Here is a 20,669-nt window from a genome sequence, read left to right on the forward strand (position 1 = left end):
CAGCCTGCTAAGCCAGTAGACCCTGAGTCTTCACCGCAGACCCAAACGAAGGAAGCACCGCCTCCTTCGCGCCAGCCTTATCGGGCGATCTCGTCTGCCCACGCACAAACTCCTCGAAGTCGCGAGGTTTCAGTGGCCTGGCCATCAGATACCCCTGAATCTCGTCGCAGTCCAGCTCCTTCAACTTATTGAACTGCGAACTCGTCTCCACACCCTCCGCCACGACCACCATCCCCAACGAGTGAGCCAGCTCAATAATCTTCGACACGATCGTCTCACCCTCCACACCTTCATCGTCCAAACCCGAAGTGAAAAATCGATCGATCTTCAGCTGCTTCACACGAAACTGCTGCAGATACGCCATGCTCGAGTATCCGGTCCCGAAGTCGTCGATGGCGATATCAAATCCCACGTCCTGAAATCGATGGATAACACCAGCCACGATCTCTGCATCCTGCATCGCCATCGTCTCCGTGATCTCGAACATGATCCGTTCTGGCCTCACAGCCCAGCCCACAAGAATTGCCTGCACATGTTCCACAAAGTCAGGTTGTCGCAGCTGCTCAGGCGACAGGTTGATCGCTATCTTTACCGGCGCAAGGCCAGCCGCGTCCCACTGCTTCACTTGCCTGCAGACCTCGCGGATCGTCCAGTCGGAGATCTGCATAATCTGCCCCGTCAGTTCAGCAACCGCGATGAACTCAAGTGGTGGAATGTCACCCATCTCAGGATGTCTCCAGCGCATCAACGCCTCGGCCCCCACCAGCTCGCGCCCCATGCCGAACTTCGGCTGAAACACCAGCGAGATCTCTCCCCGCTCATGCGCCACCCCCAGATCGCGATAGATCTGGAGCGTTCGTGCCGCCGCCTCACTCATCGTTGCCTCAAAAAAACGATAGGTATTCCGTCCCTTATGCTTGGCCTCATACATCGCCAGGTCCGCGCCTTTCAACAGCGCCTCTACAGTTTCACCATCCTTCGGATAGCTCGCAATTCCGATCGATGCAGTCACTCGCAGCGGAACTCCATCAATGCAAAAGTCTTCCTGCATGCGCGCGAGCACACTCCGTGCGATCCGTTCTATCGCATCCCGCTCTCCCATCCCATCCAGCAACATGACGAACTCATCGCCGCCCAGCCTCGCTACAACGTCGTCTCGCCTCACCGAACGGATCAGGTGCCGCGAAAACGCCTGCAACAACTTATCTCCGGAGGAGTGTCCCAGCGAGTCGTTGATCGTCTTAAATCCATCCATATCCATGAACATGATGGTGAAAGGACGCTTGCTCTGTTGGCACCGAGTGATCGCGCTCTCGGCATGTTCCATGAAAGCGTTTCGGTTAGGTATGCCGGTCAGCGTGTCTTCAGTCGCCAGCGAAAGCAGTTGCTTATTTGCCTTCTCAAGCGAATCGGTCATCTGCAAAGTACGCTCATCAAAGCGCGTGTCCAGCATGGAGATGATCAAGGTCACTCCCATGATGAACAATGTCGTCACCGTAACCACGCAGGCCAGCAGGTTTCCATTCACGCTATTCGCATTTCGACCGACAGCGCCTGCCCGAAAAATCGCCGCGCTCATCCCCGTGTAGTGCATGCCGGCTATCGCCAACCCCATCACCAGAGCGGCTCCGAAGCGCTTGATCAAAACATGGTGCTGGGTACTATCGCGCAACGTAAATGCGATCCACAGCGCTGCCCAAGACGCGGCAATCGCAATACCGATCGAAGCCACAAACAACCACAGCGTGTAGGTGATCGCAAGCTGCATTCGCATGGCCGCCATGCCTGTGTAATGCATCGCTGCAATTCCTAGCCCCATCATTATCCCGCCGACGATGAGCCTGCGTCGGCTCAACTCGCTGCTCGTTACAATATGCAGCGCAAACCCGGAGCTAAGAATTGCAACCACCAGCGACAACACTGTAATCCGGACGTCATACCCCATCTCCATCGGCATCCGTAGCGCGAGCATCCCGATAAAGTGCATCGACCATATTCCGGTTCCCATCGCGGACGCGCCCCCCAGCAGCCAGAAAAACCGCCGCAGACCCGCCGTCTCCAGAACGCGGATACGCGCAGCTAGATCCAGCGTCGTATACGACGCCAGCATGGCCACCAGAAGCGATAGCGCCACCAAAAAGAGGTTGTAAGTGCCCGACATCGAAACGACCCCATAGCTAGAGAGTGCAAAACAATACGTGCAACGACGATCGAGCCAGGAGGTACTATCCTCGACATTCCCCAAACGAAATATCAGCCTGCTCTAATCATCGGCAGCATCTGCAAACTTCTGAGCACCACAGCCTTTTAAAAACAAAAAGAGGCGTAGCCAATAGGCCACGCCTCTTCCCTACTCTTGCAGCGAAGTTAGATCGAGCTCATGTTGTGCAGAAACTCCTGATTGTTCCGAGTCTTCGCGAGCTTGTCGGTCAGCAGTTCCATCGCCTCAACCGGCGACAGTGGATTCAGCACCTTGCGCAGGATCCAGGTCCGCTGCAGGTCTTCCTTCGGAATCAGCAACTCTTCCTTACGCGTACCCGAACGCTGAATGTCGATCGCCGGAAACACGCGCTTATCCACCAGTTTGCGATCCAGAATGACTTCCATGTTGCCCGTTCCCTTGAACTCTTCGAAGATCACTTCGTCCATGCGCGAGCCTGTATCAACGAGCGCCGTCGCGATGATCGTCAGCGAACCACCCTCTTCGATATTTCGTGCCGCACCAAAGAACCGCTTCGGCCTCTGCAGCGCATTTGAATCCACACCGCCTGAGAGCACCTTGCCCGAAGGCGGAACGATCGTGTTGTACGCACGCGCCAGACGGGTAATCGAGTCCAGCAGAATCACCACGTCGCGCTTGTGCTCAACCAAACGCTTGGCCTTCTCAATCACCATCTCGGCAACCTGCACGTGTCGCGCCGCCGGCTCATCGAAGGTGGAGCTGATCACTTCACCCTTAACGCTGCGCTGCATATCGGTCACTTCTTCCGGACGCTCATCGATCAGCAAAACGATCAACACCACCTCAGGATGATTCGACGTAATGCTATTCGCGATCGACTGCAGCAGCATCGTCTTTCCCGTACGCGGCGGAGCCACAATCAAACCACGCTGTCCCTTGCCAACCGGTGTCAGCAGATCCATCACGCGCCCGGAGATGTGCTCGCGCACCGTCTCCATCTTCACGCGCTCCTGCGCATACAGTGGCGTCAGGTTGTCGAACAAAATCTTGTTGCGCGTCTCTTCCGGCGACTCGAAATTAATCGCCTCGATCTTCACCAGCGCAAAGTACTTCTCACCCTCATGCGGGGGGCGCACATTGCCGCTGATCGTATCGCCCGTCTTCAGGTCGAACTTGCGAATCTGCGATGGCGAAACGTAGATGTCGTCAGGACCAGGCAGATAGTTGTAGTCGGGCGAACGCAGGAAGCCGTAACCATCCGGCAGAATCTCAAGCACGCCTTCGGCAAAGATGTGCCCTTCTTTTTCGCTCTGCGCCTGCAGAATCTTGAAGATCAGATCTTGCTTGCGAAGGCCGCTGGTGCCGGCAATATCGAGACCGCGCGCGAGCTTACCTAGCTCCGCGATATTATGTTCTTTTAACTCAGAAATAGTCATTGTTGTACCTGGAGTTTTGAATTTTAGGAGGGATTGTTTGGAACTGAGGCGGGATCTGCTTGACGGGGGGTCCTGCGGAAGGCCAACTAAGTGGGATGTATTTGAATTGCGGATGGGTTGTATTGCAGACAAGCGTTAAGTTGATGTGGTTGAAGTGGAACGGCCGCGCGTTAAGCTGCGCGGCGCTCTTGTAATTGTACCTTCTCTACGACCGCTTCGCTGACTCCGTCCATAGGGATGGTGTCCTTGAAGCGATCCAGAACCTCGTTGGTCGTATCCTGCAACCGCGTGTTTGGCTTGTGCAGCTTACGAGTCGCCTTCGACGCCAACTGACAAAGCTCATAACGGTTGTTCACGTGCGTGAGAGCTCCAAAAATAAGATCTGAGCGCATAGTTTTTCCTTTCATCTCGCAGGCACAGGCGTCTCATCAGCAGCGCAAACTGGCCCGAAATACCTTTAGAATTTGGCAACCGGACTTAGATCCGGCACCGTAATTGAACCTCATATATTAGACGCGGAAGCCCACGGTAGGACTCCACAATCCATCAACTATCTCAAATTCAGCTTGATATCTGAGAGGAGAGCACTGTTCAACAGACACCACAAACACTCTGGCCATGCCAGCACTACCAAAACTGTCTCGTCCGTATGATTCCGCGCTCGCCGCGCCAGGTATGAAACAGGGGCCAACCAGAAATCTGGCAAACCGGGACTTCCGCGCATGCCACCCGATACGGCTTTCGAGAGATCCTGCCGAACCTGAGTAACTACGACTTCAAGGAAAGTAAACTGTCTGACGCTCAAGGTCAATACTTTTTTCGGGAACCCGTGAATAAATAAATTCCAGAAACAGGATAATCCACCTGAATCGGCCCTACGACCAATAACTCCGGTCCAAAGTGCGATACTGAATCGCCTCCGCAATGTGCTTCACTGCGATATCCTGCTCGCCTCCCAAATCAGCTATCGTCCTTGCTACCTTCAAGATACGGTCATGTGCCCTCGCGCTTAGCCCCTGTTGCTGCATCGCCCTCTCGAGCAGACGCTCGGCGTCGGACGACAGTTCGCAATAAGCCCGTATCTGTTGTGTATTCATCTGCGAATTCGCAAAGATCTGCCGAGAAGCACCCTTTGCCGACCCCTTCGTTCGCTCCGCCGCTGCCCCAAACCGAGCATGCTGCCTATCCCGCGCCGCCAGCACCCGCGCGCGGATGTGCTCCGACCCCTCCGCAGCCGCTCCGCCCCGTAACTCCTTATATTGCACAGCCGGAACCTCAATATGGATATCGATCCGATCCAGCAGCGGCCCCGACACCTTCGACACGTATCGCTGGATCATCGGCGGGGTACACATGCACTCCCGCGATTTGTCATTAAAGTACCCACACGGGCACGGATTCATCGCCGCCGCCAGCATGAACCTCGCCGGAAAACTCAAACTCATCGCCGCCCTGGCGATCGTGACGTGTCCATCCTCAAGCGGCTGCCGCAGCACCTCCAGCACATTCCTCGGAAACTCCGGCAGCTCATCCAGAAACAGCAGCCCGTTATGCGCCAGCGAAACCTCACCCGGCCGCGGCATCATCCCACCGCCAATCAACCCAGCATCCGAGATCGTATGGTGCGGCGAACGAAACGGTCGATGCGCCACCAACCCCTGCTCCGCATCCAGAACCCCCGCCACCGAATGAATCTTCGTCGTCTCCAGAGCCTCTTCAAAACGCAGCGGAGCAAGAATCGACGGCAGCCTCTTCGCCAGCATCGTCTTACCTGATCCCGGCGGACCAATCATCAAAATATTGTGCCCACCTGCAGCCGCGACCTCCAACGCTCGCTTCGCCACCTGCTGTCCGCGAACATCCTTAAAGTCAAACGGAAAGTGCTGCATCTCATTAAGCAGATCGGTCGTCTCCACCTTCAGCGGAGTCGCCTTGATTCCACCCATCACCGCCGAGTTCAGCAGCTCCCGCACCTCCAGCAGAGACTTCACCGGGTAAACATTCACACCTTCGACCACCGCAGCCTCACGCGCATTGCTCGCTGGAATAATCAGGTTCGGAATACCCTTCGCCCGCGCAGCCACCGCAATCGGCAACATCCCCTGCACAGCCCGCAAGCTTCCATCCAGGCCCAACTCACCAACCAAAAGGTAGTCGCTCAGATCTTTAATATGCAGCGAGCCATAAGCCCCCAGAATCCCAATCGCAATCGGCAGATCGAAACCCGATCCTTCTTTCTTCAAATCTGCAGGCGCCAGATTAATCGTGATCCGCGTAGGCGGAATCTCGAAACCAGAGTTCTTGATCGCCGATCGCACCCGGTCGCGACTCTCCCGCACCGCCGCATCCGGCAACCCCACCGTATGGAACTGTTCCTGGTCTAGCTTGATATTGGAAAAATCGACTTCAACATCGATGATGTGGGCGTCAATTCCATACACTGCAGCACTGCGAGCCTTGAAAAGCATCTGAGCCTGATGAACCCTTGTGGCGGGGAGATTTTCTATGAGGATAGCACTCCACATCTTTGTCCATGGCCTAAAGCAACACAGCTCATCAGCAGGAAGACCCACGCATCAACTCTGTCATCATTGATTGACCTATACGCTCGTACCAAACACATGAGACAGACCATTACAATGAAACAAGTCGTGATCAAGTCGTGAACACCAGCCTCTTCGAACTCTTCAAAATCGGCATCGGACCATCCAGCTCGCATACAGTCGGTCCCATGCGTGCCGCCCTTCGCTTCTCTCGCCAGCTTCAGTCCACCGGCCTTCTCGCTCGCACTGCGTCGGTCAACGTAGACCTCTATGGCTCTCTCGCGCTTACCGGGATCGGCCACGGAACCAACCGCGCCGTCCTCCTTGGCCTTCTCGGCGAAGCGCCCGACACCGTCGATCCCGCATCCGTCGAACCCACAATCGCCGCCATCCACTCCAGCGGCTCGCTCCGGCTCAATGGCAGCAAGACCATCCCCTTCACCGAAGCCACCAACCTCAACTTCCGCCGCAACCAGATGTACCCCGACCCCACCTTCACGTCGCACCCCAACGGCATGCGCTTCACCGCCCTCGACGAGAAAGGTGAGGTCCTCGCCAACGAAATCTTCTACTCCATCGGCGGCGGCTTCATCGTCTCCCACTCCGAATTTGTAGCTGAGCGCACTGCTGGGACCCCCGTCAGCACTAGAACCGTCCCTTATCCGTTCCGCAACGCGGCCGACCTTCTAGCCACTGCGAAGCAGCACAACCTCACCATCGCCGAACTCCTCCTCGCCAACGAGGTAGCTCTCCTCAAAGACTCCGCCCTCACAATCAATCGCCCGAAGCCTGCCTTCTCACAGAGCACCGAATCCCCCGAAGAAAAGATTCGCGCCAGCATCCTCGCTCTCTGGCAAACGATGCAACAGTGCACCGAACGCGGTATCGCCACCGAAGGCATCCTCCCCGGAGGCCTCAACGTTCGCCGCCGCGCCCATCGCCTCGCCGAACGTCTCAACACCATCGGCTCGAAAGACCCCCTCGCCCCCATCGACTGGGTCACCGTCTACGCAATGGCCGTCAACGAAGAGAACGCCGCAGGCGGCCGAGTTGTCACCGCACCCACCAACGGAGCCGCAGGCGTCATCCCCGCCATCGCGAACTATTACACGCACTTCATCGAAGGAACCGCGGAAGAAAAACAGGAAGGAATCATCCGTTACTTCCTCACCGCGGCAGCCATCGGCATCCTCTACAAAGAGAACGCGAGCATCTCCGGCGCAGAAGTTGGCTGTCAGGGAGAGGTCGGCGTAGCCTGCAGCATGGCCGCCGGAGGATTAGTCGCGGCCCTCAACGGCACCAACGCCCAGGTCGAACACGCCGCAGAGATCGCCATGGAGCACAACCTCGGCATGACCTGTGACCCTATCGGCGGGCTCGTCCAGATCCCCTGCATCGAACGCAACGGCATGGGCGCAGTCAAAGCCATCAACGCCTGCCGCATGGCCATGCACGAGACCGGCGACCACAAGCTCTCCCTCGACCAGGTCATCGCCACCATGTACCAGACCGGCCTCGACATGCAATCCCGCTACAAAGAAACAAGCCTCGCCGGCCTGGCCCTCAACATCATCGAGTGCTAAGTATGAAAGATAAGCTGAACATCGAGATCCGAGTGACCGGAGGAGATTCCTCTTTGAAAGAGGCTCAAGAGTCGCTTTGCCAAGAAGTATTCGGATGGTTTGGTAGCGAACTCCCAGAGCGCAAAGTAATTTGTTTGTTGGATCATGCCGATACACCGGAACTTGACTCGAACTTTGGGAATCAGTTTCGCGGATTTCATTTCCCTCTACTCGAAAGCGGATACAACATCCTTCCGCAACGAATCATCGAGATGATATCTGATACCTTTACTCAAAAAGACGGATTCGAGACTCTTATCTACTTGCACCATCGCGCACTGGAATCTGAAATCAGCATCATCCTGACCCTTTCCCATGAAATCCAGCACTTCATACAGCATGGAAACCACAAAAAATTATGGACTGCAGATTCTTTGCTACGAAACCTATCGAACCGTGACTCTACTTTAGGCCTCCAAAAGTGGAGTGATTTTCCGAGCGAGATCGATGCAATCAAATCGAAGAAGGTGGCCGTTTCACTTCGTGATGAACAGTCCGTACAAGTGTTTGCTGATTCGCAGATCATGAAGTTTGGCGGAACGGATGAAGAACTTCGATGGAATTTCATCAGAGACATCCCACTTTCAACTGACTACGAATTTGCTCGGGAACTTGACGCACTTGTTCAACAACATCGACCTAAACTAAACCAGCTTATTAAAGAAAATTTTCCGACGACCGAGCCTACGCGTCTCTTGAATTTAGTAGGCCTATGTGGTGGGAGCAGTAAGCTAAGCTCTACAACTCACCTGACAAGCCATCACCGAACAAAGCGTTCCCATCCGTAGCACTCCATCCTGCTGAAACCTCGCAAAAAAATCCCGCAGCGCCGTCTGCATCCCCTCATACTTCGCATCTACCGGCAGCGGAGCAACCGAGAAAGACTGCGTCTGCCCTAAGAACTCCTCAAGCGTCAGCATCTGCTCTCCTCGCAGTTCCTCCCGCACCACCACCGCGCCTTCGCCAAACAGCGGCGCAATCTCCTTCGCTCTCCGCGTCTCTCGTTCCGTCTCGCCACGCCCGTCTCCAAACTCCGTCAGAATCGCCTCATACGCCGCGTACTCCTCTGACCCGTCTTTGTAGCGTCGATTGGACACCAACGCTACCCAACCGCCCGGCTTCAGCACTCTACGGAACTCAGCCACAGCTCTCTCTCGATCGAACCAATGCCAAGCCCGCCCCACCGCAACAAAGTCCACAGAAGCGCTATCAAGCCCGGTCGCCTCCGCCGTAGCCTTCTCAACCGTCAATCCAGGCCAGGCCGATGCCAGTTGCTCGCAAACCGCACGCATCTCATCGTTCGGCTCTACTGCAACAACCGCATTCCCGTTCTCAAGAAAAAGTTCCGACAACATCCCTGTCCCAGCGCCAATATCCGCGACAAGATCTTCGCGCTGCAGCCCACAACGAGCTGTCAGGATCTCAATCACTGCCACCGGATACCGCACCCGATACTTTTCGTACCCCGCAGCGCGACCGGTAAATCTCTCCGCATGTTTCATCATGTCCAGTTAGACGCATTATGAAGCTCCTGCGGCCACACATCCAGACTGCCGCACAAAACAAAGCCGATGCAGGTTCACTGCACCGGCTTCATCGTCAAAAAAGGCCCTCTCCACTGAACGCAATTACTTCTGCGTAACCAGCAAAGCGATACGTCGGTTCTGAGAACGCCCCTCATCCGTGGCATTGTCCCCAACTGGATACTGATCGCCATACCCCTTCGATTCCAACCGTGAAGGATCGACACCCGCAGCAACCAGCGCATCCATGACGTTCTTCGCACGCGCATCCGACAGCGCAACATTAGCCGCAGCATCGCCAGTATTGTCGGTATAGCCACCAATCTTCACGTGAGCGGTCGGATAAGCCTTCAAAATCGCAGCAATGTTTGCCAACTGCTCCTGCGAAGACGGTTGCAATGTAGCCTTCCCCGTATCGAACAGCAAGCGATCGAAGTTGAACCAGCTCGTCGTATCCACTGGCTTCGAAGAATCAGAGAGAAAGGCGATCAGTTTGTTCTCGATACCAAACTTGGGAATATTCAGTTCGACGCCATCCGGCAACTTCGTCTTGAAAAAATCACCCAGCGCCGACGAAGCAGTCGCACCGGCATTCGACATCGTCTGCATCGACTCATCAACTGGAATCTTCGTGCGATTGAGAAACCATATGCCCAGCAGCGCGAGCGCAACCAGCAAAATAATGGGCCACAACCAGCGATTCCCGGCAGCAGCGACCTGCGCCGGAGCTGCCGTCGCAGCCGCAAGGCTCGGTGCCCCTCCAAACAAAGATCCCAACCCGGCAGGCAGAAATCGCTGGAAGCTCGGAGCCTCCGCCTTAAGCGTGTTGCCAAGATCGGTCGCGCTCAAATTGTTTTGTCGAACATGCTGCCCCAGAACTCCCAGCACCAGCGGAGCAGCCATAGCCAACAACGATCCAGCCTTGCCTGCGCCGAGCCCCGCAGCACGACCGACCGAGTCAGCAACCGCTGACGTATTCGACCCAAAGATCGTCGACAGAAATTGACTGCCGAGTGTAGAGATGGGGGAGTTCGCCACGCCCGAAACCAACGAACCTAAATTCGAAGTAACACCCGAAAGTGCACCTGCGCTATTCGCCGGATTCGTAATCAAACCAAATATCTGGCTCAAAAATCCAGGTTGTCCGGCCTTCGCTGCAACTCCCGCGAGCATAGCAGCAGCTCCCGTTTGCAGCCCACGTTGAACCGTATCCGGTGACTCGCCAAGCTGCGATGCAGCCTGACCAACAACCTGCGGCCCCAACATACTCATCAGATTTTCTAAGATAGAACCCGCCATAATCTCTCCTTTTGTGGACCGGGAATACAAAGTCACGACAAGGAATTCATTACAGGGCCCGAGCTGCCGTACGTCATCTAAGCGTACGAAGACTTAGTTGATTTGGATGTTTCTCCCTCGAAAATTAGTTGGCCATCGCAGAGAACTTCTTAAAACTGACATATATTCATCCCCGCTCCACCGCAAGCGCCACAGAGTTGCCACCACCCAGACAAAGCGCCGCCACACCCTTCTTCGCATCGCGCCGCATCATCTCGTGGATCAGCGTCACCAGCACCCGCGCTCCACTCGCACCAATCGGATGCCCAATCGCCACCGCCCCACCATTCACATTCACCTTCGCTGCATCGAGCCCCAACTCCTTCATAACCCTCAGCGCCTGCACGCTGAACGCCTCGTTCAACTCGAACAACTCCACCTCATCCCTCTGCCAACCCGCTCGCTTCAACACCTTCTGCACTCCCGTCACCGGAGCCAGCATCACCCACTTCGGAGCCACGCCACTCGTCGCCTGCGCCTTGATCGTCACCAGTGCCTTCAGTCCCAACTCCTTCGCCTTCTCCGCCGACATCACCACCACCGCCGCGGCAGCATCATTCACACCAGGAGCGTTCCCCGCAGTCACTGTCCCATCCTTCTTGAACGCAGGCTTCAACGCCGCCAACGCATCAGCCGAAGCATCATCTCGCACGCTCTCATCGCGCGACACCACCGTCACCGCGCCCTTCTTCCCCGGCACGCTAACAGGTACTACCTCCGCGTCGAACCGTCCATCCTTCCACGCAGCACTTGCCTTTCGATGCGACGCCAGCGCATACGCATCCTGCTCCTCACGCGTAATCGAGTGCTTCTCCGCGACATTCTCCCCCGTGATACCCATGTGATAGTCCTCACACGCGCACCACAGCCCATCCTTCACCATCGAATCCACCACCACCGAGTCGCCCATGCGAAATCCCTTCCGCCCCTGCGGCAGAAGATAAGGCGCATTCGACATCGACTCCATCCCACCGGCAACAACAATCTCCGCATCGCCAGCCATCACAGCCTGCGCCGCCAGCGCCACGGCCTTCAGCCCCGACCCGCAAACCATATTGATCGTCATCGCCGACACCGTGTCCGCTAACCCACCCTGGAACGCCGCCTGCCGCGCCGGATTCTGCCCCAGCCCCGCAGGCAGCACGCATCCCATCAAACACTCATCGACACTCGCAGCATCAATCCCAGCCCGCTTCACCGCCTCGCGCACCGCAATCGCACCCAGCTGTACCGCCGTCATCTCCGCGAACGCCCCTTGAAACTTCCCCACCGGCGTCCGTACTGCAGCAACAATCACAACATCCTTCATCGATCAAAACACCTCGATGAAAACTCTACTCCTTTAGTTAGCCTTCACACTAGCCGGCGCCACGCTCGCAGGCACAATGTCATACTGCGGCTCCGGCACTCCCATCAGATACTTGTCGAACCAATTCACGATATTCTCCAACCGCTCCACGCGATGCCATGGCTGCCCACTTCGCGACAGCTCATGACTCTCCCCCGGAAACCGAATCATCGCCGTATCGATGTGCCGATACTTCAACGCACGAAAGAAATCCTCTCCACCCGCAGTCGGCGGCGTGCGATAGTCCGCCTCGCCAAGGATGAACATCATCGGCGTCTGAACTTTCGTAATGTAAGTAATCGGCGAGTACTTCCTGAACTCCTCCGTCTTATCGAACGGCGCACCCTCAAACCACGTCGGCTGAAACAGAGTGAAGTCGGCCGTGTACCACCAGTTCGACCAATCCGCGATATCCCTCTGCGACACCGCCGCCTTGAACCGCGTCGTCTGCGTCACTGTCCAGTCCGTCAGCAACCCTCCGCCGCTCCCGCCAGTCACTCCCAGCTTCGACGAATCGACATATCCCAGCTTCACCACCGCATCCACGCAGTCCATCAGATCGTGAAAATCATCGCCCGGATAGTTATGCTGAATCACATTGGCAAACTGCTGCCCATAGGTCGTCGACCCGCGCGGATTCGGATACACCACCACATACCCCTTCGCCGCCATCCACTGCATCTCCTGGTCGAACACCCATCCATACGCCGCATGCGGCCCGCCATGAATATTCAAAATCAACGGATACTTCTTCCCCTTATCGAATTCAGGCGGCAGTTGAACGAACGACTCGATCTTGCTCCCACCAATGTCTTTAGCATTCGCAGTCGGCGTCACCTGCATATCCTCCGGCATCGTCAGGTTCAACTGCGAGAACAGAGCCTCATTCACCTTCGTCAGCTGCGTCTGCTGCTTCGACCCATCCATCGCAACCGAAAACAGATCCCCAATATTGACCGGCGTCGAGATCAACGCCAACATCTTCGTCGCATCCGGCCTCACGCTGTACCCCACCACCGCCTGCTTCTCTGCCGTCAACTCCTTCACCGCACCCGTAGCTACATCCACCGACACCAGCAGAGCACTACCCTGCTTCCCCACCACGTCGACGATCGAACTCCCGTCACTCGACCAAACCAACACGGTATGTCCACCCCCACGAGGAGCTGTATTGTCGCCGCCAACTCCCTCACCCATCTCGTAGTCGTAGTTCGCAGTCAAAATTACGCACGGGCGGCACTCCCGACCCCGCCTGCGTCGCATCGATATCCATCACAAACAGATCGGTCTGCTGATGCGACCTCGGCTTCGGCAGGTTCTCCTCAGCATGAAATGCAATCCGCTTCCCATCCGCAGAGAAAGCCACACCCGAAGCCGAGTACGCCAGCTTCGCAACCAGCACACTCGCCGGCGGAGGCGTCTTCTCGTCCTTCACCGACTCATCCGTCGGCAGCTCCAGCTTGTAAATCTCATTATGCGGAAGGTCATAGTACGGCTCATCCACATGCTCCGACGTGTAATAGAGACTGTTCGACGACGGATGCCAGGCAAACTCGTCCACATCGAACCGACCCGCCGTCACCTGCAAGGGCGTCACCGGCTTCGACCCCACCTTCGCCACAGAAAAACACATAAAGCTGCGACGCAGTCTTCGTATCGATGTACCCCTGGCCGTTGAAACGGTACACCGCCTTCGTAATGATCCTTATGTCGCTTTTATGTTCCTCCTCCTTCGCTGCATCCCCCTCCTTCTTCTCCACCTTCGGTACAGGAACGATCAACGTGTCGCTCAGCACCGCGATCCACCTTCCGTTCGGAGCCCACTGCGCCGAACCAATCCCCTTCTCCAACGCCGAGACCTGCACCGGCTCGCCTCCAGCCATCGAAAGCAGATACAGCTGCGGTGGCTGCGGCTTGCCATCTTTCTCAACGGCGCGAACGAAAGCAATCTGTGTCCCATCCGGCGACCATCGCGGCTGCGTGTCACGCGGACCGTTCGTCAGCCGCCGCGGAGGAGTCATCGGCTGGTTCGTGTCCAACAGATACAGCGCAGTCTCATACCCATCGTGCTTCGCATTCACCGTCGTCTGCACAAACACTGCGCGGTTTCCATCAGGCGATATCTGCGTATCCCCGATCCACGTAAAGCTGAAGAGATCTTTTTCAGTAATGTTGCGCTTCTCCGCCACCAGAGCGGTCGTTATAACAAGACAGACAACCATCGCGATCACGTTCTTAACCCGCATCAAGTGCTCTCCAGTCGTACTCAAATCTCATTCGCCGAGTACCGCAAGACGTTGTGTTTTTTGCTTTCCATGACTATAGCTCACACACGCATCACACGAACGTCGTAGTCGATCCAACTCTTCACTCTCATTTTTTTTGGACGCGCGATCGCTTCCTTCAACTCAAAAATCGCCATCCTCAAATGCAAACTTCCTACCGTTCAAGTTCGCACGCGCAAAAAGAAAATTGCTTTACCTTCATTTTTTCCTTGACAGTGAAATTACGTAAATCTATACCTTCGTTAGCTGCATTGCAGCTAGTTGTAAAGTCAATGTCTAATCACTAGGGAGAATAGGCACATGGCAGTCAAGAAAGCAGCCAAAAAGGCACCAGCGAAGAAGGCAGCAAAAAAGGCAACCAAAAAGTAATCCAACCAAGGCAAACAGAAAGGGGACGCGATAAGCGTCCCCCTTTCTGCATCTGCAATCACCTGTCGTTATTGTGCTGCAGCCGCTCTCCCGCCGCTCTTCGGCGTCGAGAGATACCCCGACACCGTGTTCTTGCTGATCACATTCACAACCAGCTCATACAGCACCGGATCCTTGCCGTTGTAGAACTGCACCGGCTCATCCAGCCCCTTATCCTTCTTCTCAATCGTGCGATCGTCCGAGCTCACATTCAGCGTATAGCGCGAATGCTTCTCGTCCGCCTTCTTCAACTGCAGCTTCACCGTCGACAGCAACGTCGGCTTCGCGCCCTTCTGCAGCGTGAACTCAAGGTAGTTCCGGTCGCCCTTATGCTTCAGAATCTCAAGCTCATCGTGATTGGTCGCAATCAACCCGCTCATCACACCCGCATCGCCCACCACGCGGTTCAGCTGCGTCTTGGTCGCCTCCAGGTCAGACTTCGTCGTCGCAACATCCGTCTTCACGCCGCCCACGTCCGTCTTCACGCTGGCCACGTCGGTCGACACCGCACCAATCTTCTGGGAGTTCGCCGCAGCTTCCTGCTCCAGCTTCGCCGTCGAAGCCTTCTGCTGCGCAATGATGCTCTGCGTCCGGATCTCGATCTGCTTCTGAGTCATCCCGACAGTCTGGCCCAGAGTCTCGCTCGTCGCCCGCAGCCGTGCATTGGTCGCCTCAAGCTTCTCAGTCAGGTCAACGTTCTTCTGGTCGGCCGCGACGATCCTCTGCTCCGCCACGTCCATCTTGTTCTGCAGAAGGTGGCACCACAACAGCCCGCCCAGCGCCGCCAGCAATGCAGCCGCCACTACTCCCAGCAATGGCCCTGAGATCGATCTCTGTTCTACGTACTCGTCGCTCATACACTCTCCTGAAATGCTTCTCTACTTCCTTTGACGCTTCACCTGCAAACTCATCAACCGCTCATCCGTTCGAGAAACAGACACAACCAAACTATATCCTCTCTCCGAACCCCACTAAACTAATACCATGCACCATCCCGACATCTGCATCGCCGGCGCCGGCATCATCGGCCTCTCCCTCGCACTCGAACTTCATCACCGCGGCCATCGTGTCACCGTACTCGATCAAGGAGATCCCCTCGCCGAAGCCTCAACAGCCGCCGCAGGAATGTTAGCCGCGCAGGATCCTGACAACCCCCCTCAACTCCGACCCCTCGCCGACCTCAGCCTCTCACTCTACCCCGCCTTCCTCGACCGGCTCTACAACTTTTCTGCCATCCGCGTCCCCTTTCAAACCCACACCACCCTCCAATCCCTCCATCCGAAACACAACTCACCCAACGAGCTCACCCCCGCAGACCTGACAGCAGAAGATCTCTCCCATCTCCTGCCCGCGCTCACACCCACCGGCCACCGCTTCATCCTCCTCGACGAGCACAGCCTCGATCCCCGCCAACTCGCCGCCGCACTCCTGGCAGCCGTCCACTCCACCACCATCGACCTCCGCCCCAACACCTCACTCCTCTCAACTCGCTCCACCAGCAACTCGATCGAAATCATTACCGCCACCGGCACCGTCCACTCATCGCGCTTTGTCGACTGCACCGGAGCCTGGGCCACTACCACTTCTCGCCTCTCCCATCTCCAGATCGCGCCACGAAAGGGCCAGATGGTCGCCGTCGCACTCCCTCCCTCACTCCCTCTCCACTTCGTTGTCCGCACACCCGACATCTATATAGTCCCTCGCACCACTGGCCCCGCCGCAGGCCGCGCCATCATCGGAGCCACCATCGAAGACTCCGGCTTCGACAAATCCATCCACCCCGACGACATCCATCACCTCCGCGCACTCGCCGCTGCGTTGCTTCCTCCCATCGCCAACACCCCACAGCTCGAAGCCTGGTCCGGCCTGCGTCCCGCAACACCCGACGGCCTTCCCCTCCTCGGTGCTCTCCCCGGAGATCCCAACCACCTCATCGCCACCGGCCACTACCGCAACGGAATCCTCCTCGCCCCCGCAACCGCACTCGTCATGGCGCAGCTCCTCTCCAACGAAACTCCGTCTGTCGACCTCACATCGTTCTCACCAGGCCGCGCCGTGCCTCAAACCGCCTAAGTACCTTAGTCGCACAAGCGCATCGATATTCGCCCATCCCTTCGTGACAACCGTTTCTCCGCTGCGCTATAACCAGATGTACTTAGTTTGTTCCCGCACGGAACGGCTCCAGGAGTGGCCCACTATGTCTACCGCTATCGCAACCAAAGGTTTGGAAGGCATCGTCGCCACGACCTCATCCATCTGCTGGATCGACGGAGACTCCGGTGTCCTCTCCTATCGCGGCATCGACATCCACGAACTCGCCCAGCGCTCCACCTTCGAGGAGTGCACCTACCTCCTCTGGTTCGGCAAACTACCCAACGCCTCCGAGCTAGCCGACTTCACCAAACATCTCTCCGCCGCACGCGAGCTCAACCCAAAAATAATCGACCTCCTCCGCACCGTCCCCACTAACGCGACGCCCATGCAGGTCCTCCGCACCGCCGTCTCTCTCCTCAGCATCTACGACGCCGACGAAGCCGACAGCTCCCACGACGCCAACGTCCGCAAATCCTTCCGCCTCACCGCGCAGATCCCGATGATCGTCGCCCTCTTTGACCGCATCCGCAAGGGCAAGTCCCTCGTCGAAGCCGACAAATCTCTCTCCCACGCCGCCAACTTCCTCTGGATGCTCAACGGCGAGAAGCCATCCGACACCGCCACCCGCGCCTTCGACATCGCACTCATCCTCCACGCCGACCACGAGCTCAACGCCAGCACCTTCGCCGCCCGCGTCATCGCCGCCACCCTCGCCGACATCCACTCTGCCATCACCGGAGCCATTGGCGCACTCAAAGGCCCACTCCACGGCGGAGCCAACGAGGCCACCATGCGCCTCCTCTACGCCATCGACAAAGCCGGAGCCGACCCAGTCGACTACGTCAAACAGATGTTCGCCGAAAAGAAAAAGATCTCCGGCTTCGGACACCGCGTCTACCACACCGAAGATCCTCGCGCGACCCATCTCCGCCGCATGTCCGAAGAACTAGGCAAAGCCGACGGCAATACCAAGTGGTTCGACTTATCCCGCAAGATCGAGCTCTTCGTGAAGCAGGAAAAGAAGCTCAACGCCAACGTCGACTTCTACTCCGCCTCCACCTACACCACCCTCGGCATCGACATCGACCTCTTCACCCCCATCTTCGCCGTCAGCCGCATCTCCGGCTGGGCCGCCCATGTCATCGAGCAACACGACGACAACCGCCTCATCCGCCCCCGCGCCGACTACACCGGCCCCGCCTACCCAGCAACCTACACCCCAATCGAAAAGCGCTAGACCATTTCCGAACTCAAACACGGTTGGCTGATAGACGCCGGGTGATAAGCACCAAGTGGCTAACAAAACACCGGGTGGCCCATCCTTTGCAGTCTCATCGCAAAGGGTGGGTTATTCGCACCACGTGCGAACCGCTCTCTCCAAAGAGCGTCTCCGAAGCCCACCCCGATTTCAACCTCGCCGAGACAAACTCTTCTCAAACGACAATGGGCAGCCGCCAAGGCTGCCCATCACCACATAACAGCTATCGCAAAAAACTACTTCCGGCTAGCCGGAGGCACAATCCCATTCATCCGCAGATACTCCACCAGTTGTCCATAGTGATCGTTCGCATGCGCCACCAGACCACCCGCAAGACTCGCCCGCGTCTCCGTCCCCTGCACACTCTCAAACGCATTCTGAACGGTCAACGTCCCAAACGCCTTATGCGCAAACACAAACGAAGCCTGCAGCGCAGCGACCGCAGCGTCCTTGCCCTTGATATTGGCCAACCCCTTCACATCCACATCCGGCTTGGTCCCGCTCACCTGGCTGGCATAATAATAATTCGCCGCCGCCACATGCAGCACCATCTTCCGAAAGCTGCTCACGGTCGCATATTCGCTCCCCTGCCCCGGCACAAAGATCGCCGCACTCGGCGCAAAGTCATACTTCTCCGCCGGCATGGCCTGAGCCAGCGGCACAAACTCGCTCTCCATCCCACTCAGCATCCCATCGAAGCTCTTCGCCGGCTCGATCATCGTCCCGGGAGCAATCTTCGGAGCCTTTGTATCCATCTGAGCCTGCACACCGCTCACGCAACAACAACCCGCAAGCGCCAACGCCACAACCATCCGCTTCATCATCATCGTTCTCCAGATATTTGAAATTCACTGCAGCCAAAGGCCGCAGAGCCGCGCTAAGCGTATCAGATTTCAGACCTCGCTGTGTCACGAAGCGAACTCAAAACAAGCCGGTCTACATGCTTCGTCACAACCCAACCGCCATTGGTCTCACAAAATCTTTAGTCCATCAAAAATCCTTGCACACCAACCTACTTCATCACCGTATCTCCACTACTACGAGTCGCATCGGCCGAGAGTTCAAAAGTACCGACATGAGCCGCCATCGCATCGTGCACTCTGAGGCCAATGATTGACGACCCTCACAATCGGTAAAATAGAACGATGCGACGAATCTACATGGACGCCAACGCCACTACGCCTCTTCTCCCCGAGGTCTTCGAGGCCATGCGACCGTTCTTTCTCGAGCACTACGGCAACGCCAGCTCCATCCACCAGCAAGGCCAGTTCGCCCGCGCCGCAGTCGACCACGCCCGCGATCAAATCGCCCGCCTGCTCCACTGCCGCACCTCAGAGATCGTCTTCACCTCCGGCGGCACCGAGAGCGACAACCTCGCCCTCTTCGGCACACTCGGCACGCTCAAAACCTTAAAAAACGAGCCCGCCCACCTCATCACCACCAGCATCGAGCACGACGCCATCCTCCGCGCCGCCGAATCCCTCGCGAAAAACGACGTCGAAGTCACGTTCCTTCCAAGCACTCCGCAGGGAGTCATCGAGCCAACAGCGCTCCTGGCCGCAATCCGTCCCAACACAAAGCTCGTCAGCGTCATGTTCGCGAACAACGAGACCGGCGTCATCCAGCCCATCGCCACACTCGCCGCCATCGCTCACGCCGCCGGTGCCCTCTTCCACACCGACGCCGTTCAAGTCGTCGGCCGTCTCCCCCTCGACCTCAGCCCCAAAGGCCCGCTCAAGGACGTCGACCTCCTCACCCTCTCCGGCCACAAGATCTACGCGCCCAAGGGAATCGGCGCCCTCTTCGTCCGCCGCAACGTCCGCCTCGCACCCATGCTCCACGGTGGCTCGCACGAGCGCCAGCGCCGCGCCGGCACAGAAAACGTAGCTGGCATCGTCGCTCTCGGCAAAGCCGCAGAACTAGCCAACACCTGGCTCACCGAAGAAGATGCCGCCAAGAATCCATCCTCCGCCACAGATCCGGGTGGCCCATCCTTCGCGCCTCTTGCGAAGGGTGGGTTATCGCGTGACAACGCGACCGCAGTCACCCATCTTCTTTCCCCCACACACCTCACCGCCCTCCGCGACCGTCTCGAGCAAGGCATCCTCTCTCAAGTCGAAGAGTGCGGCGTCAACGGCGAAGGCGCCCCCCGCGTCTCCAACACCACCAACCTCTACTTCGATCACGTCGAAGCCGAAGCCCTCGTCATCGCCCTCGACCTCAAGGGCCTCTCCGTCAGCGGAGGCTCCGCCTGCCAGTCCGGCGCCACCGAACCCTCCCACGTCCTCACCGCCATGGGACTTACCCCGGCCCGCGCCCGCGCCAGCATCCGCTTCTCCCTCTCCCGCCTCACCACAACCGAAGAGGTCGACGAAGCCCTCACCCTCATCCCCACCGCCATAGCCCGCCTCCGCGACCTGAGCCCAACATGGAACAAGCCTGAGACCCAAACTCCGGCCCAGATTACTGCGTAACCAGCTAATCTCTGCATAACCAGCTAAAGAAAAAACCGCCTCATCAAGAGGCGGTTTGCATACACAAAAATAAATCTCAAAAAGTTGGCGCATTTTTCGTCAGGAAAAAATACGCAGCGAAACACCACGTTCCACCACGCATCTCACCACAAATTCAC

Annotated in this window: 17 protein-coding genes; 5 read left to right on the forward strand and 12 right to left on the reverse strand. The window is 57.2% G+C overall.

The genetic code is table 11. From position 1 onward, the window contains the following. Window positions 1-7: 7 nt before the first annotated feature. The 4 genes from RBB82_RS03760 to RBB82_RS03775 form a co-directional block, all read right to left on the reverse strand. Window positions 8-2,161: a putative bifunctional diguanylate cyclase/phosphodiesterase gene (locus RBB82_RS03760; protein WP_433973784.1), complete on the reverse strand. Its 2,154-nt coding sequence runs from the start codon at window positions 2,159-2,161 to the stop codon at window positions 8-10. 206 nt (window positions 2,162-2,367) lie between these two features. Further along, a complete protein-coding gene (gene rho / locus RBB82_RS03765) occupies window positions 2,368-3,618 on the reverse strand; it encodes a transcription termination factor Rho (RefSeq protein ID WP_260737519.1) in 1,251 nt (416 codons plus the stop codon). A gap of 170 nt (window positions 3,619-3,788) precedes the next feature. Further along, complete coding sequence (locus RBB82_RS03770) at window positions 3,789-4,010, reverse strand: DNA-directed RNA polymerase subunit omega (RefSeq protein WP_433973785.1); 222 nt, start codon at window positions 4,008-4,010, stop codon at window positions 3,789-3,791. A 483-nt stretch (window positions 4,011-4,493) separates the two neighbouring features. After that, window positions 4,494-6,086, reverse strand: coding sequence for a YifB family Mg chelatase-like AAA ATPase (locus RBB82_RS03775; RefSeq protein WP_433975332.1), 1,593 nt, complete (start codon window positions 6,084-6,086; stop codon window positions 4,494-4,496). A 194-nt stretch (window positions 6,087-6,280) separates the two neighbouring features. Here RBB82_RS03775 and RBB82_RS03780 point away from each other — a divergent pair, with 194 nt between their 5' ends. Further along, window positions 6,281-7,744: an L-serine ammonia-lyase gene (locus RBB82_RS03780; RefSeq protein ID WP_433973786.1), complete on the forward strand. Its 1,464-nt coding sequence runs from the start codon at window positions 6,281-6,283 to the stop codon at window positions 7,742-7,744. 2 nt (window positions 7,745-7,746) lie between these two features. Then, window positions 7,747-8,571 (forward strand): hypothetical protein, encoded by an 825-nt coding sequence (locus tag RBB82_RS03785; RefSeq protein ID WP_433973787.1) that lies wholly within the window; start codon window positions 7,747-7,749, stop codon window positions 8,569-8,571. On the opposite strand, the gene RBB82_RS03790 is transcribed toward RBB82_RS03785, so the two are convergent. The 7 genes from RBB82_RS03790 to RBB82_RS03820 all read right to left on the reverse strand — a co-directional run bounded on the left by RBB82_RS03790 (window position 8,515) and on the right by RBB82_RS03820 (window position 15,542). Beyond that, complete coding sequence (locus tag RBB82_RS03790) at window positions 8,515-9,288, reverse strand: class I SAM-dependent methyltransferase (RefSeq protein ID WP_433973788.1); 774 nt, start codon at window positions 9,286-9,288, stop codon at window positions 8,515-8,517. The genes RBB82_RS03785 and RBB82_RS03790 overlap by 57 nt on opposite strands. A 123-nt stretch (window positions 9,289-9,411) precedes the next feature. After that, window positions 9,412-10,605, reverse strand: coding sequence for an OmpA family protein (locus RBB82_RS03795; RefSeq protein ID WP_433973789.1), 1,194 nt, complete (start codon window positions 10,603-10,605; stop codon window positions 9,412-9,414). Between the two features lie 166 nt (window positions 10,606-10,771). Then, entirely contained in the window at window positions 10,772-11,953 is a 1,182-nt protein-coding gene (locus RBB82_RS03800; protein ID WP_433973790.1) for an acetyl-CoA C-acetyltransferase, read from the reverse strand. Between the two features lie 33 nt (window positions 11,954-11,986). Beyond that, window positions 11,987-13,213 carry a prolyl oligopeptidase family serine peptidase gene (locus RBB82_RS03805; RefSeq protein ID WP_433973791.1) on the reverse strand — a complete coding sequence of 409 codons (1,227 nt, stop codon included), beginning with the start codon at window positions 13,211-13,213 and terminating at the stop codon, window positions 11,987-11,989. Continuing rightward, window positions 13,182-13,496 (reverse strand): hypothetical protein, encoded by a 315-nt coding sequence (locus RBB82_RS03810; RefSeq protein ID WP_433973792.1) that lies wholly within the window; start codon window positions 13,494-13,496, stop codon window positions 13,182-13,184. The genes RBB82_RS03805 and RBB82_RS03810 overlap by 32 nt, the downstream gene beginning before the upstream one ends. Next, window positions 13,489-14,238: a TolB family protein gene (locus RBB82_RS03815; RefSeq protein WP_433973793.1), complete on the reverse strand. Its 750-nt coding sequence runs from the start codon at window positions 14,236-14,238 to the stop codon at window positions 13,489-13,491. Before RBB82_RS03815 ends, RBB82_RS03810 begins: the two co-directional genes overlap by 8 nt. Window positions 14,239-14,714: 476 nt before the next feature. Beyond that, window positions 14,715-15,542, reverse strand: coding sequence for a hypothetical protein (locus RBB82_RS03820; protein ID WP_433973794.1), 828 nt, complete (start codon window positions 15,540-15,542; stop codon window positions 14,715-14,717). A gap of 127 nt (window positions 15,543-15,669) precedes the next feature. On the opposite strand from RBB82_RS03820, the gene RBB82_RS03825 reads away from it, so the two are divergent. Then, on the forward strand, window positions 15,670-16,758 hold the full coding sequence (locus RBB82_RS03825) for an NAD(P)/FAD-dependent oxidoreductase (protein ID WP_433973795.1): 1,089 nt from the start codon (window positions 15,670-15,672) through the stop codon (window positions 16,756-16,758). Between the two features lie 124 nt (window positions 16,759-16,882). Then, the gene (locus tag RBB82_RS03830) at window positions 16,883-18,016 is read left to right on the forward strand and encodes a citrate synthase (RefSeq protein ID WP_433973796.1); all 1,134 of its coding nucleotides are present in this window, start codon (window positions 16,883-16,885) and stop codon (window positions 18,014-18,016) included. A 257-nt stretch (window positions 18,017-18,273) separates the two neighbouring features. Here the strand turns inward: RBB82_RS03830 and RBB82_RS03835 are convergent, their stop codons facing one another. Further along, window positions 18,274-18,864 (reverse strand): DinB family protein, encoded by a 591-nt coding sequence (locus RBB82_RS03835; protein ID WP_433973797.1) that lies wholly within the window; start codon window positions 18,862-18,864, stop codon window positions 18,274-18,276. Window positions 18,865-19,182: 318 nt separating this feature from the next. On the opposite strand from RBB82_RS03835, the gene RBB82_RS03840 reads away from it, so the two are divergent. Continuing rightward, a complete protein-coding gene (locus tag RBB82_RS03840; protein WP_433973798.1) occupies window positions 19,183-20,511 on the forward strand; it encodes a cysteine desulfurase family protein in 1,329 nt (442 codons plus the stop codon). Window positions 20,512-20,669: the final 158 nt, after the last annotated feature.

This window comes from Tunturiibacter lichenicola (assembly GCF_051013355.1).
GTDB lineage: Bacteria > Acidobacteriota > Terriglobia > Terriglobales > Acidobacteriaceae > Edaphobacter > Edaphobacter lichenicola_F.

Excerpts from the sequence above, each read along its gene's own strand:
- rho (WP_260737519.1), bottom strand. The coding sequence starts at position 3,618 with ATGACTATTTCTGAGTTAAAAGAACATAATATCGCGGAGCTAGGTAAG.
- RBB82_RS03790 (WP_433973788.1), bottom strand. The coding sequence starts at position 9,288 with ATGATGAAACATGCGGAGAGATTTACCGGTCGCGCTGCGGGGTACGAA.
- RBB82_RS03840 (WP_433973798.1), top strand. The coding sequence starts at position 19,183 with ATGCGACGAATCTACATGGACGCCAACGCCACTACGCCTCTTCTCCCC.
- RBB82_RS03775 (WP_433975332.1), bottom strand. The coding sequence starts at position 6,086 with ATGCTTTTCAAGGCTCGCAGTGCTGCAGTGTATGGAATTGACGCCCAC.
- RBB82_RS03770 (WP_433973785.1), bottom strand. The coding sequence starts at position 4,010 with ATGCGCTCAGATCTTATTTTTGGAGCTCTCACGCACGTGAACAACCGT.
- RBB82_RS03760 (WP_433973784.1), bottom strand. The coding sequence starts at position 2,161 with ATGTCGGGCACTTACAACCTCTTTTTGGTGGCGCTATCGCTTCTGGTG.
- RBB82_RS03795 (WP_433973789.1), bottom strand. The coding sequence starts at position 10,605 with ATGGCGGGTTCTATCTTAGAAAATCTGATGAGTATGTTGGGGCCGCAG.
- RBB82_RS03835 (WP_433973797.1), bottom strand. The coding sequence starts at position 18,864 with ATGATGATGAAGCGGATGGTTGTGGCGTTGGCGCTTGCGGGTTGTTGT.
- RBB82_RS03800 (WP_433973790.1), bottom strand. The coding sequence starts at position 11,953 with ATGAAGGATGTTGTGATTGTTGCTGCAGTACGGACGCCGGTGGGGAAG.
- RBB82_RS03820 (WP_433973794.1), bottom strand. The coding sequence starts at position 15,542 with ATGAGCGACGAGTACGTAGAACAGAGATCGATCTCAGGGCCATTGCTG.
- RBB82_RS03825 (WP_433973795.1), top strand. The coding sequence starts at position 15,670 with ATGCACCATCCCGACATCTGCATCGCCGGCGCCGGCATCATCGGCCTC.
- RBB82_RS03785 (WP_433973787.1), top strand. The coding sequence starts at position 7,747 with ATGAAAGATAAGCTGAACATCGAGATCCGAGTGACCGGAGGAGATTCC.
- RBB82_RS03815 (WP_433973793.1), bottom strand. The coding sequence starts at position 14,238 with ATGCGGGTTAAGAACGTGATCGCGATGGTTGTCTGTCTTGTTATAACG.
- RBB82_RS03830 (WP_433973796.1), top strand. The coding sequence starts at position 16,883 with ATGTCTACCGCTATCGCAACCAAAGGTTTGGAAGGCATCGTCGCCACG.